The organism is Pedococcus dokdonensis (assembly GCF_900104525.1).
Classification (GTDB): Bacteria; Actinomycetota; Actinomycetes; order Actinomycetales; family Dermatophilaceae; genus Pedococcus; species Pedococcus dokdonensis.
On record NZ_LT629711.1, the window covers coordinates 2,042,298 to 2,055,408 of the forward strand.

Genomic DNA, 13,111 nt, shown 5'->3' on the forward strand with positions numbered 1-13,111 from the left:
GTCTCGCGATAACCTCACCGCCATGCCTGACGCCACGAGCAGCCCGCGCACGGTCATCACCTTCGGGACCTTCGACGTCCTGCACGTCGGGCACATCCGGATCCTCAAGCGGGCCGCGTCGCTCGGCGACCGGCTCGTCGTCGGCGTGTCGGCCGATGCGCTCAACGAGGCCAAGAAGGGCCGGGCGCCGGTCTTCTCCCAGGACGAGCGGCTGGAGATCATCGGCAGCCTGAAGTTCGTCGACGAGGTCTTCGTCGAGGAGAGCCTCGAGCTCAAGCGCGACTACATCGTCGAGCACGGGGCCGACGTCCTCGCGATGGGCGACGACTGGAAGGGTCGCTTCGACTTCGTCTCCGACCTGTGTGAGGTCGTCTACTTCCCGCGCACCCCGTCCGTGTCGACGACCGAGCTCATCGAGCACATCGCCAACACCGCCTGATGCCACCCACTCCCGCCGAGGTCCTCGCAGCGCTGCTGCGCTCCGACCCGGGTCGTCCCCGGGTCACGTTCTACGAGGACACCCCGGGACCGACGAGTGGTGAGCGGATCGAGCTGAGCGCGAAGGTGCTCGGCAACTGGGTCAGCAAGGCCGCGAACGCCCTCCAGGAGGAGTGGGACCTCGCGCCGGGGTCGCGGGTGCGCCTCGCCCTCCCGCCGCACTGGCGCTCGCTCTACTGGGCGCTGGCCGTGTGGTCGGTGGGTGCGACCGTCGTCCTCGACGACGGGGAGGCCGACCTCGTCGTCACCGACGACCCCGCCCTGGCGACCACCAGCCCGGCCGTCCTGGTCACCCTCGCCGCACTGGCTCGCGGCGCCACGGAGCCCGTCCCCGCAGGCGCGATGGACGACGCCAAGGAGCTGGCGACGTATGCCGACCAGTTCAGCGCGTGGGACGAGCCGGCTCCCAGTGACCCCGCGGTGACGGGCGCAGGCGACGCGGCATACGAAGACGTTGTGCCGCAGCGTGATTGGGGCGTGGGCGTGCGAGTACACACCGCAGCGGGTGACCTCGGCGCGGTGCTGGGCACCGCGCTTGCTGCCTGGTCGCTGGACGGGTCCCTGGTGCTGTCACGCGGACCCGAGCCGGCCGGCGGCCGGGGCTCGCGGCTCTCCGCCGAGGGCGTCACGCAAGAGGCCTAGCGGCGGCGGAGCTCCGCCTCGAGCGCCTGCCAGGTGAGGGTCGCGACGACACCGGTGCGGGCGAGCTTGGCCCGGCCCTGCAGGGCCTTGACCGCCGTCACCGTCGCCGATCCGAAGACGCCGTCGGCCTTGACCCGCAACGCCTTCTGGAGCGCCGTGACAGCCGCGCCACGTGAGCCCGGCTTGAGGACCGTGCCGTAGTAGGCGCGCAGCGGGTAGTCGCGGTTCTCCAGTGCCTGCCAGACCTTGCTGTCGACGACGCCGGTCTGGGCCAGGTGGTGCGACTTCTGGAACGCCTTGACCGCCGACGCGGTCCGGGGCCCGAAGGCGCCGTCGACCGACAGCCCGCCCAGCGCGCGCTGCAGGGTCTTGACGCCGGCGCCCCGCGAACCGTTGCGCAGCACGGTCGACATGAGGGCGGTGTAGGGCGTGGCCACCCGGGTCGTCCCGCGGGACGCACCCGTGGAGGTGCCCGTGCCACTCATCAGCGCCGCCCAGGTGGAGGCGCCGACGATGCCCGTGGCCGGGAGGTTGTGCCGGGCCTGGAAGGCCTTCACCGCAGCCTCGGTCTTCGGGCCGAACGCGCCGTCGGCGGTGATGCCGAGCGCCTTCTGGAGCGCGACCACCGCAGAGCCCGAGGACCCCCTCTTGAGGGTGAGCTTCGCGTAGGCAGCGAGCGGGCTCACGGGGGCCGTCACCGGCGGCTTCGTGGGCGTCGTCACCGGCGGCTTCGCCGGGGTCGTCGGCGGCTTGGTCGTCGTGGGCGGCGGCGTGGTCGGCTTGGCCGGCGTGCTCGTGCTGCGCGGCGGGATCAGCTTGAGCGCCACCATCTTCGCCCACGTCGCCGGGTCGAGCTGACCGGTGACCTTCACCCCGTGGGATCCCTGCCAGGTGCGCAGCGCAGCCGCCGTCTTGGGGCCGAAGATGCCGTCGGGCGTGACGCCGATGACCTTCTGCGCGAGCACCACGTCGGGACCTGTCGCGCCCTGGATGAGCAGCGAGTAGACCGCCGACGGGGTCTGTGGCGGGGTGGTCGGCTTCGGCGCCGAGGCCGGGCCGGGGCTCACCGTCGTGAGCGGCTTGCCGGTCCACCACGACGTGCGGCTGTAGGCGCCGTCCCACGAGAAGGAGAAGTGGATGTGGTCGGTGTGCGGCACTGCGCCGGTGTAGGGAGCCCAGCCTCGGGCCGGGTCGTAGGCACGCCACATCTTGTGGTTCCAGATGATGTACATGATCCCGAACCGGCGGGCCATCGCGCCGGGTCGGCCCTGCGCGTCGGGGGCGGAGAGCCACTGGGTGACGGAGTCGGCGATCGCCTTCTCGTTGGGCTTGTTGGCGCTGAGCATCCAGTCCCAGGCCCGGCCCTCGGAGTGCTCGGTCAGCCCGCTGTTGCAGTTGCGGGTGATGCCCCAGTCGGCGCTGCCGACCTTGTAGTGGCTCGACATCAGCTTGGCGAAGGCCACCACACCGGGCTTGGCGTTCGGGTCGCAGAGCCGCTGGGCCTGGTAGGGCGAGGCGACGTCGAGCCCGGACGGCAGGGTCTTGGTCGGCGGCTTGGGCAGCGTCGCGGCATCCGCGGTCGCCATCCCGACGGGGACGGTGAGGACGGGGATGGCGAGGACGCCGAAGGCACGCACGGCACGCGACACGAGGACTCCACGGGGGGATGGCGGCCCGGATCGCGAGCCGCTGGAGGGCGTATGGACACCCGCCCCACAGGTGACCAGGCGTCACTCGTGGAGCAGGCAGGACATTTGTCCCACCAGTGATCACCCGTCACAAGCGGTTCGAGTGAACTACAACCACGGAATTCGCATCACCCTCCCCCGAACGGCTCACAGCTCCATCCCCGGCGCACGCGTGCTCCGTCCGCCACGCGCATGGCTACGCCCACCCGTCGCATGTGGGGTGGGCACCCGGCACACCGGGACGTGGGGAGGGACCGCGAAAGGCGGCCGGAGGCATCCGACTAGAGTCCACGCCATGGACAAAGTCGTCTCCACCGCGGCCGACGCCATCGACGGGATCGTCGACGGCTCCTCCCTCTCGGTGGGCGGGTTCGGGCTCTGTGGCATCCCGAGCGTGCTCATCGCGGCGATCCACGATGCGGGGGTGAAGGACCTCGAGGCGATCAGCAACAACTGCGGCGTCGACGACTGGGGTCTGGGCATCCTGTTGAAGGACAAGCGGATTCGCCGGATGGTCTCCTCCTACGTCGGGGAGAACAAGGAGTTCGAGCGCCAGTACCTCTCGGGCGAGCTCGAGGTCGAGCTCACCCCGCAGGGCACGCTGGCCGAGCGGCTGCGCGCCGGCGGCAGCGGGATCCCCGCCTTCTACACCGTGACCGGGGCCGGCACCCAGGTGGCCGAGGGCGGCCTGCCCTGGCTGTATGCCGCGGACGGCACCGTCGCGAAGTCGTCACCGGCCAAGGAGACCAAGGTCTTCGAGGTCGACGGACAGGACAAGGAGTTCGTCCTCGAGCGTGCGATCGTCGCCGACTTCGGGCTGGTCCGGGCCTGGAAGGGCGACCGGCACGGCAACCTCGTGTTCAACCAGAGCGCCCGCAACTTCAACCCACTGGCCGCGATGGCCGGCCGGGTCACGGTGGCCGAGGTGGAGGAGCTGGTCGAGCCGGGCGAGCTCGACCCCGACTCGATCCACCTGCCGGGCATCTACGTGCACCGCGTCCTGCCGCTGACCGCCGACCAGGCGAAGGAGAAGCGGATCGAGCGCCGGACCGTGCGCCCCCGCCCCGAAGCCAACCCCTCCGCTGCCGGCGCCGGCAGCGAGAGCCTGTCCTCGACCGACCGCCAGGAGGCCTGAGATGGCACTGACCCGTGAGCAGATGGCCGCGCGTGCGGCCGCCGAGCTGTCCGACGGCTCCTACGTCAACCTCGGCATCGGGCTGCCGACGCTGGTCCCCAACTACGTGCCCGACGACGTCGAGATCGTGCTCCAGTCCGAGAACGGCATCCTCGGGGTCGGCGCCTATCCCGTTGACGGGGAAGAGGACCCCGACCTGATCAACGCCGGCAAGGAGACCGTGACGCTGCGTCGGGGTTCCTCGTTCTTCGACTCGGCGACGTCGTTCGGGATGATCCGCGGCGGCAAGGTCGACGCCGCCATCCTCGGCGCCATGCAGGTGTCGGCCAAGGGCGACATCGCCAACTGGATGATCCCCGGCAAGATGGTCAAGGGCATGGGCGGCGCGATGGACCTGGTCCACGGTGCGAAGAAGGTCATCGTCCTGATGGAGCACAACGCCAAGGACGGCTCCTACAAGATCGTCGACGAGTGCTCGCTCCCCTACACCGGTCGCGGTGTCGTGCAGCGCATCATCACCGACCTCTGCGTCTTCGACGTCACCGAGGACGGGCTGGTGCTGCGCGAGCTCGCCGAGGGCGTGACCGAGGACGAGGTCCGCGCGAAGACCGAGCCGGCCTTCACCGTCGACCTCGGCTAGCCGACCGCCGGGCGGCTGGCGCCCGCCCGGCGACCGTCAGCGCAGGATGGTCAGCGCAGGATGGTCAGCGCAGGATGGTCAGCGCAGGATGGTCAGCGCAGGATGGTCAGCGCAGGATGGTGGAGAAGATCTGCCAGCCGTTGCCGACGACGACCCTGGGCTTCCACCCGCCCGCCCCGTTGCCGGGGTAGAGGTAGAGCAGCCCTGAGGAGGTGCGGGCCAGGACGTCGGCCTTGCCGTCGCCGTTGAAGTCGCCGCCGCTCGTCAGTGCCGTGAAGATGTCCCACCCCTTGCCGACCTGGACGGCCGGCTTCCACCCACCGGTGCCGTCACCGGCATACAGCAAGAACGTGCCGTCGGCCTTGCGCGCCAGCACATCCGGGTGACCGTCGCCGGTGAAGTCCCCGGGGCTGAGGACGGAGGTGAAGATGTTCCACCCACCACCGATCGTCCGGTAGCCCTTGAAACCGCCGGCGCCGTTGCCGGAGTAGAGCCACAGGGCACCGTCGCTCGCGCGTCGGGCGATGAGGTCGGTGAGCCCGTCGCCGTCGAAGTCGCCGACCGGGAGGACCAGGTTGTGCATGGTCCACCCGGCGCCGATCTTCTTGGCCGCGCCGAAGGTGCCGTTGCCGAGCCCGCTTCGCAGGTAGAGGTTTCCGGCGGTGTCCTGCACGACCACGTCGCTGACCGTGTCGGCGTCCCAGGTGCCGGCGGTCAGCGCCTTCGCGTAGGAGTTCCACCCACTGGGCTCGGCCACCGTCGTGGGGTTCCAGCCGCCCTTGCCGTTGCCGGAGTAGACGCGCAGCGCCCCGGTGCTGGCCACGACGGCGAGGACGTCCATCTTCGCGTCGCCCGTGACGTCGCGCGGGAACGACGACGCCGACTCGAGCCGGGGCGCGAACCAGTCACTCCACGTGTGCCCGAACACGCTGCGCAGCGACGAGACGCTCGGGCTCACCGATCCCTTGGTCCCGGTGATGGTGGCGCCGAGGACCCGGCCACCCTGGTCGCCGAGACCGTTGCGGGAGGTGATCGTCATGGTGCGGAAGGACCCGATGGTCGGATAGCTGGACTCGATGGTCGAGGTCGAGATCGTCTGCGTCCACGTGTGGTACGGGTTGGAAGGCGTGTCGTCGTAGTCGTCCCGCTGGGCGACCAGGTAGGGCTTGCCACCGTCCGAGGACCATCCGCCGTCCGACGCGCTGAACTGGGTGAAGGCCGCCTTCCCGCCGTAGAGCACGGCCATGCCGGCCGTCGCCGCGATCGCGGTGTTGGTGGCGGTGTACTCGTTGGACGTGCTGCCGGTCTTGGCGGGCTTGAAGACCTGGCTCCGTGTGTCGTCGTAGACGTCGTACCAGGTGGAGACCGGGGCGTTGGTGCGGTGCCACTCGGCGAACGACCGCGCGGCGGCCGCCTGCGCGCCGAGCGTGGCAGCGGGCCACGACGCCGGGACCTCGCTCGGGACGACGGTGCGCAGGTAGCTGTCCATCGGGAGCGCCACGACCGGCACCAGCGACTCGGCACCGGCCGGTCCGCTGAGGATCCCCCGGACCTGGCCGCGGTACTGGACCTGGGTGCTCCCGCGGTACGTCGTGACGACGCCGGAGGTGCTGTTGAGGAAGGCACCCGTCGAGGGCACGGAGGCGGTCGCGTAGCTCAGCCAGGTCGCCGACCCGGTCGGGAGGTACTCGAGCCGGAACTTCGTCTTGACGCCGGACACCTTGGTGCCCGGGACGAGCCGCCAGCGGGCGATGGTCCTGCCGGCCCGCTCGGTCGGCAGGACCGAGGAGTTGGTGAGGTCCCACGTCACCCGGAGCCCGGTCGCCGGGACGGCCTGCACGGAGCTGCCGAGCGAGGCCACGTTCACGCGGATCGTGGGGTTGCCCATCGACCCGACCGTGGTGCCGGGGTAGTAGAAGCCGACGATCTGCTGCCAGGTGCGACCGGCGAGTCCGGCCCCGAGGGCGCCGTACTGCGACATGCCGTGACCGTGGCCGTTGCCGTGCCCGACGATGGTGAGCGTGCCGTCCGCCGGCCGCGGGTAGGTCTCGGCAGCACCGGCGCCCCCCGCGGCGACGACGACGCCCACGGCCGCCGCGGCGGTCGCCGCGACCACCCTGCGGGCCGCTGGCCGGTCAGCCCAGGACATTGGTCGCGCCTGCCGGGGCAGTGACGGGCTGACGGAAGGAGCTGAACCCCTTGCTGCCGTCCCCCGCGTAGAGCCAGAGCTTTCCACCGTTGTCCTCTGCCAGTAGGTCGTTCTTGCGATCTCCGTTGAAGTCTCCCACCCCCATCACGCGCCTGAGGTCGGTTTGCCCCGAAATGGCGACCACGGCGTCGTTGAGCGTTCCCGGCCCGCTGCCCCGGTAGAGCAGGACGGCACCGTCGCTCCTGCGCAGCGCGACGACGTCCCCGTTGAAGTCACCGTTGACGGCACCGGCCGCGGTCACGCTGCTCATCACCTGCCAGCCGAGTCCCAGCTGGATCTGCCAGGCGAACGTCGCGCTGCGCGTCATCGTGTACATCCGCAGCTCGCCGCCGGTGGTCCGGGCGATCAGGTCGGGCACCCCGTCGTTGCTCAGGTCACCGGCAGCCTCGATGAGGTCGAAGATCTGCCACCCCTTGCCGATCGGGTCGCCGGGCGCTGCGAAACCTCCGCCGCTCAGCCCGCGCAGCGCGTAGAGGTTGCCGTTGCCCGCCCCGCGAGCGATCGCGTCGGTGCGGCCGTCGCCGTCCAGGTCGCCGACGACGCGCACGAGGTCCATGCCGCCGACCTGCACGCCGGCGGCGACCGGCGCCGTGTCGAAGTCGCGTCGTCCCGTGCCGCTGTAGAGCCGCAGGGTCGAGTCGGCGGGCACCCGGGCGATGACGTCGGCGTGCCCGTCGCCGTCCCAGTCGGCGCCGCTGGTCACGTGGTCGAGCGCGGACCAGCCCGCCCCCCAGAAGTTGTAGCGGCTGAGCTTGCCGGCGGCGTCCGCGTAGTACGTGCGCATCGCACCGTCACGCTGGCGCGCGACCAGGTCGCCCTGGTGGCCGTCGCCGTCCAGGTCCGGGCCCGCGGTGAGGCTGTCGAGGGCGCTCCACCCGCTGCCCCACCTCCGCGCCGTCCCGAGGCCACCGGACGCCGTGCCCGGCCACAGCACGAGGGTGTTGTCCGACGACCGGATGCCCAGCAGGTCGGGGTGCCCGTCACCGGTGAGGTCACCGGCACTGGTCAGCGTTCGCACGCCGCCGAAACCAGTCCCGATGACCACCCCGGCGCTGACCCACCCACGGCCGTCACCGGCATACAGCAGCAGCGAACCGTTCTTGTGGACCGCGAGGAGGTCGGCACGACCGTCACCGGTGCGGTCACCGGCGGCGACGAGCCCGGTCATGACGTTCCAGCCGCCGCCGTGCGCGACCATCGTCCCGAAGCCGCCACGACCGTTCCCGGCGTAGACGCGCACGTTGTTGGCGGCCGGGTCCCGGGCGATGACGTCGGCCCGGCCGTCACCGGTGAAGTCGGGGGTGAGGACGATGTCGTCGAGTGCGTTCCAGCCCTTGCCGATGGCGCGACCCGCGACGACCGGCTGCGGACTGGCGCTGGCCAGGCGCTGCACCTGGCCCGACACCGTCGGGGGGTTGAGGGTGCCGGGGTAGGTGAACAGGTCGGGGGTCGAGCCGCTGTCGAGGGATCGCGAGATCCCCGACCGCTTCAGCGTGCCGATCATCGAGGCGACTGCACTGCGGATCGTCGGGAGGCGGTTGTACAACGCCTGGCCCGGGCAGCTGGTCGAGACGCCGTCGCGGTGCCCGGAGATCCGGTTGAACGTCTTGTCGCGAGCGAACACCGTGCCCGTGGCGGGGTTGCCGTGGAGGGTGAACTTCCAGGCGATGGTGCGTTCGATGGCGGTCAGCATCGCGGCCGGCGGCGTGGCCGAGGTGAAGTCGCCCAACGCGGCGACCCCGAACGACCACGAGTTGTAGTTGAGGGTGTGGGCGCCGATCACGGCCTTGTCCACCCCGCCGTAGCGGCCCTCCCAGATCCGGCCGAACCGGTCGACCAGGAAGTTGTAGCCGATGTCGTTCCAGTCCCGGCCGTTGACGTGGAAGTCGTAGATGCCACGGATGATCGCCGGCACCTGGGCACTCGTGTAGCCGTTGGTGCCGTCGGTGTGGTGCACGAAGGCGATGTGCGCCTGGCCGTAGCCGACGTCGCCCTGCCGCATCGACTCGTCGGCGCCCCACTCCTTGCGGGTGTGGATGGTCGGCCTGGCAGCAGCGGCCTGGGCGCCGCCGGGTGCGGTCGCGCCGGGCCCCGGGTCGGCATCCGAGGTCCCCGGGTCGACGACCGACACCTGCACCACCGGCGCGACGGCCGCAGTGCTGAGCACCCGGACCTGGGTCTGGTCGCCGTCGACGACGTAGGCACCGGTGCCCTCGCGGGACACCTTGCGGCCCTCGGCACCGCCGGGGCCGTCGACGTCCGGGGCGTGGTCGTCCTCGCGCTCCATGTCCTGCCACGCGTCCCAGGCGCCGTTGCGGTGGACGCGCACCTGCACGACGTCGCCGGTCCCCAGCGCCCCCCGGGCCCACGTGGCACCGACGACGGCGAGGTTGCGGTGCACCGGCTGGGCCGGCGTCAGGGCACCCGACCTGATGGTGGCCGGGCGCTGGCCGCCGAGCCGTCCGACGACGCTGGGCGTGGGCGTCACCTCCACCCGGCTGGCCCGGACCGGGTGCGGCTGCGCCGCGGACGCGCCGCCGGGCAGCGGCCCGACCGTGACCACCGAGGCGGCCACCAACGCGGTGCCCAGACCGAGCGAGGGGGCGAGGGTCCGGGCGAGCGCCCGGGTGACGGTCCGGCGCAGGAGCGCCATCGAGGACCAGCGGGTAGCGGCGGGCGGGGTCACGGGCATGGCAGATCTCGCAGGAGTCGGGTGCGGGGGACAGGAGTCAGCTGGGACGAGTCACCTGACACCATGCCCCACAATCGGGACACAGAGAACACGAGTGGCCGACTTTCACAGCAGACACAGGCATTCGTTACCGATCCGCGACGGGCGCACGCACCCGAGGCGCAGGTCGGGACGGACGCGGTCGGTCGCCTAGGCTGGACCCATGACCAGCCCTGCACCGATTGAGATCGACGGCCACCAGGTGGGGGCCGGACAGACCCCGTTCGTCATCGCCGAGGTCTCCGGCAACCACAACGGCTCGCTCGATCGAGCCCTGGAGATCATCGACGCGATCGCCGAGTCCGGCGCCCAGGCGGTCAAGTTCCAGACCTACACCGCCGACACGATCACGATCGACGCGAAGGGTCCGCAGTTCCAGATCCGGGCCGACCACGGCCTCTGGGGTGGGCGCACCCTCTACGACCTCTACCAGGAGGCGCACACCCCCTGGGAGTGGCACGCGCCGATGTTCGAGCGCGCGAGGGAGCGCGGCCTCACGCCGTTCTCCAGCCCGTTCGACCCCACCGCCGTCGAGCTGCTCGAGTCGCTCGACGCCCCGGCCTACAAGATCGCCTCGGCCGAGGTCATCGACCTCCCCCTGATCCGCCTGGTCGCCTCGACCGGCAAGCCGATGATCATCTCCAGCGGGATGGCCACGCTGGGCGAGATCGACCGAGCCCTCTCCGCGGCGCGCGACGGCGGCTGCACCGAGATGGTCCTGCTCGCGTGCACGGCGTCCTACCCCGCCGACCCCGCGGATGCGCGGCTGCTGTCGATCCCAACCCTGCAGGAGGCCTTCGGCATCCCGATCGGGCTGTCCGACCACACCGAGGGCATCGGCGTGTCCGTGGCCGCGGTCGCGCTGGGCGCAGTCGCCCTGGAGAAGCACGTGACGCTGGCTCGGTCCGACGGTGGAGTGGACTCCGACTTCTCCCTCGAGCCGCACGAGCTGACCGCACTCGTCCGTGAGTCCGCGGCTGCCCGCAAGGCCGTGCAGCCGCCGCGCTTCGGTCCCACCGAGTCCGAGCGCGACACCCTGGCGCTGCGCCGCTCCCTCTACGTCGTGGCGGACGTCGCCGCCGGTGACCCGGTGACGCGCGACAACGTCCGGTCCATCCGGCCCGCCGGCGGCCTGCCCACCGACGAGATCGAGAAGGTGCTGGGCCGCTCCTTCAGCCAGGCCGTGGAGCGCGGCACGCCGCTCACCTGGGACCTCATCTAGGCGCCTTCCGGGCCTGGCAGGACATCAGAACTTCACGAACCTCTCGAACCCGTCGCCGTCGGCCGGCAGGTCAGGCAGGTAACCGCTGCGCTGGAACAGCCGCTGCGATGCGGTGTTGCCCGTGTGCACGGCGGCGAGGTAGGCCGCGAGGCCGGGTCCACGACCCGAGTCACCGGCCTTCGGCGCACCCGGCTCGGCCGAGCCGTCGAGGGCATCCGCCAGCCAGTCCTCCCCCGCCGCCAGCAGGCCCTTGGCGACCCCGCGACCGCGGCTGTCGGGGGCGACCGTGATCGAGACCTCCCACTCCCCCGCCGAGTCCTCGTCCCAGCGGATCGTCCCGACCGGCCGGCCGGCCACCTCGCCGACGAGGAGGTGCCGGTCGCGCCGGGCCAGGCTGGCGGTGAGCCAGGCCAGGTGGGACTCCAGCGGCACCGGCTCCTGCGACCGCGAGTGCTCACGGGTGGTGGGGTCGTTGCGCCAGTGCCACAGCGGCTCGGCGTCGGCCGGGGTGGCCGGGCGGACGGTGACCTCGCCCGGCCCGGCCGAGGCCGTGGCGCCGTCCAGCACGTCCTCGAACGACGCGACCAGCCGCCACGCCCCGAGCCCGTCGACCACGCGCCCGGCCGCCGCGGCGACGTCGCGGCGCAGCCCCGGGTCGGCGAGGGCGGCCGACAACCGGTCCGCCATGCCTGCGGTGCCGAGCGGCTCGGTGGCCGTGCCGAGACCCACGGCCGCGCCCGCCCGGAGCAACGCGGCATACCCGGGCTCCTGGTTGTCGACCACGGCCAGTACTGCCATCGGTCGGCGCATCGCGCACAGCTCCCACACGGAGGTGCCGGCCGCGCTCACGACGAGGTCGGCGCGGGCCATCCGGGCCGGCAGGTCGGCCACCGGGTCGGTGACGGTGAGGCTGCCCACCGACCAGCTCGCCGCGAGGGCGTCGAGGGCGGCACGGGTGCCCTCGCTGGCGACGACCGTCACGTCGAGCGGGAGGCCGGTGGCCGCCAACGCCTCGACCACCCCGGGCGCCGCGCCGGTCGGGTCGACGCCGCCCATGACGACGAGCACGCGTGGCACGAGAGCACCGGTCTCCTCGACGACGGTCTCCCGCAGCGACGTGACCGACCGGCGCAGCGCCACGAACCGGGAGCCGCGCAGGTGCCATCGAGCGGGAGCCGGGGGCGCGGACCACTGGGCATCCACGGTGGGGTCGACCACGAGGTCGGCGGGACGCGCGCCGTAGGTGCCGTCGGCCATGGTGGAGAGCACCGGCCGCGGGCTCTCCGGCCCGTCGACCAGAAGGGCGTCGAGCAGGCCGTCGGGGAGGTCGTAGTGGTCGACGTGGAGCACGTCGTAGTCGGCCGCCGATGCTGCGAGGTCGGTCGGGCGGTCGGACGGCGCCGGGCCGAGCAGGCGCAGGCCAGGACCCACCGCGGCGGCCAGGTCGACCAGGAAGGCGCCCTCGACGCGGCCCAGCAGGGCGACCTCGTGGCCGCGGGCCACCGCCTCCTCGGCGAGTGCGAGGCTGCGCACGACGTGCCCCACCCCGATGCCCGGTCCACCGTCACACCGCAGGAGCAGGCGCATCAGCCGGCTTCCAGCGACTTCTGGGTGATGTCGGCGTTGATCGCCGCGAGCTCGGGCCTGGCCCGCAGCAGTGCGACGACCTCGCGGCGCTCGGCGATGCCGGTTCCGCGTGCGGCGACGATCGCGCGCAGCGCCTCGAGGTCCTGGGGCGTGTCGAGGGTGATCCGCAGGTCGGTGGTGTCGGGGGCGAAGCAGAGCCCCATCACCGCGTAGTCGTCCGGGGCGGTGTAGATGCCCGACGTGACGTGGGTGCGGTGGTGGTCGGTGGCGGTCGCGGCGACCCGGCGCAGCGCGTCCGCGGTGACGAGCTCGACATCGAGCCCGTGCGGCAACGTGCGCACCACCACGGTCGAGACGTAGTCGAGGGTCGGGTCGGCCCGCCAGGCGCCCACCACCGCATCGATCACGGCCGGGTCGGTGAGGGGGCAGTCGGCAGTGATCCGCACCACCGCGTCGGCCGGGTGGGCCTCCAGCGCCTGGACGTAGCGGGACAGCACGTCGTCCTCGCTGCCCCGGACGACCGGGACGCCGAGCTCCGCGGCCAGACCGGCCACCGGGTCGTCGCCCGGGAGGGTGCTGGTGGCGACGACGACGTCGTCGACGAGGCGGGCCGCGCGGCAGGCCCGGACCACCCAACTGAGCACCGGGAGCCCTCCGAGGTCCTCGAGGACCTTGCCGGGCAGCCGGGTGGATCCCATCCGGGCCTGGACGACGACGATGACGCGCATGCGGCTCCTACTGGGCGTGGGCGGACGTGTC

Annotated in this window: 10 protein-coding genes; 5 read left to right on the forward strand and 5 right to left on the reverse strand. The window is 72.1% G+C overall.

Annotation, left to right across the window (positions count from 1 at the left end; all coding sequences use genetic code 11):
- The first annotated feature begins 22 nt into the window (after nt 1-22).
- Together BLQ34_RS09645 and BLQ34_RS09650 are read left to right on the forward strand one after the other, a co-directional pair.
- Nucleotides 23-439: an adenylyltransferase/cytidyltransferase family protein gene (locus BLQ34_RS09645; RefSeq protein ID WP_091784602.1), complete on the forward strand. Its 417-nt coding sequence runs from the start codon at nt 23-25 to the stop codon at nt 437-439.
- Nucleotides 439-1,140 (forward strand): TIGR03089 family protein, encoded by a 702-nt coding sequence (locus BLQ34_RS09650; RefSeq protein WP_091784605.1) that lies wholly within the window; start codon nt 439-441, stop codon nt 1,138-1,140. Before BLQ34_RS09645 ends, BLQ34_RS09650 begins: the two co-directional genes overlap by 1 nt.
- Here BLQ34_RS09650 and BLQ34_RS09655 read toward each other — a convergent pair.
- The gene (locus tag BLQ34_RS09655) at nt 1,137-2,789 is read right to left on the reverse strand and encodes a peptidoglycan-binding domain-containing protein (protein WP_091784608.1); all 1,653 of its coding nucleotides are present in this window, start codon (nt 2,787-2,789) and stop codon (nt 1,137-1,139) included. The two genes, BLQ34_RS09650 and BLQ34_RS09655, sit on opposite strands and share 4 nt — an antisense overlap.
- 334 nt (nt 2,790-3,123) lie before the next feature.
- Between BLQ34_RS09655 and BLQ34_RS09660 the strand changes: the two genes are divergently transcribed.
- Entirely contained in the window at nt 3,124-3,963 is an 840-nt protein-coding gene (locus tag BLQ34_RS09660) for a CoA transferase subunit A (protein WP_091784611.1), read from the forward strand.
- Between the two features lies 1 nt (nt 3,964).
- Nucleotides 3,965-4,603, forward strand: coding sequence for a CoA transferase subunit B (locus BLQ34_RS09665; RefSeq protein WP_091784614.1), 639 nt, complete (start codon nt 3,965-3,967; stop codon nt 4,601-4,603).
- A gap of 106 nt (nt 4,604-4,709) precedes the next feature.
- Here the strand turns inward: BLQ34_RS09665 and BLQ34_RS09670 are convergent, their stop codons facing one another.
- Together BLQ34_RS09670 and BLQ34_RS09675 are read right to left on the reverse strand one after the other, a co-directional pair.
- Entirely contained in the window at nt 4,710-6,752 is a 2,043-nt protein-coding gene (locus tag BLQ34_RS09670; protein ID WP_091784617.1) for a SpoIID/LytB domain-containing protein, read from the reverse strand.
- Nucleotides 6,739-9,504: an FG-GAP-like repeat-containing protein gene (locus BLQ34_RS09675; protein WP_157692979.1), complete on the reverse strand. Its 2,766-nt coding sequence runs from the start codon at nt 9,502-9,504 to the stop codon at nt 6,739-6,741. Before BLQ34_RS09675 ends, BLQ34_RS09670 begins: the two co-directional genes overlap by 14 nt.
- A 202-nt stretch (nt 9,505-9,706) precedes the next feature.
- On the opposite strand from BLQ34_RS09675, the gene pseI reads away from it, so the two are divergent.
- Nucleotides 9,707-10,765: a pseudaminic acid synthase gene (gene pseI / locus BLQ34_RS09680; RefSeq protein ID WP_091784623.1), complete on the forward strand. Its 1,059-nt coding sequence runs from the start codon at nt 9,707-9,709 to the stop codon at nt 10,763-10,765.
- 24 nt (nt 10,766-10,789) lie between these two features.
- Here the strand turns inward: pseI and BLQ34_RS09685 are convergent, their stop codons facing one another.
- Complete coding sequence (locus BLQ34_RS09685; protein ID WP_091784626.1) at nt 10,790-12,352, reverse strand: bifunctional UDP-2,4-diacetamido-2,4,6-trideoxy-beta-L-altropyranose hydrolase/GNAT family N-acetyltransferase; 1,563 nt, start codon at nt 12,350-12,352, stop codon at nt 10,790-10,792.
- Nucleotides 12,352-13,080: a cytidylyltransferase domain-containing protein gene (locus BLQ34_RS09690; protein WP_091784630.1), complete on the reverse strand. Its 729-nt coding sequence runs from the start codon at nt 13,078-13,080 to the stop codon at nt 12,352-12,354. Before BLQ34_RS09690 ends, BLQ34_RS09685 begins: the two co-directional genes overlap by 1 nt.
- Between the last annotated feature and the right edge of the window lie 31 nt (nt 13,081-13,111).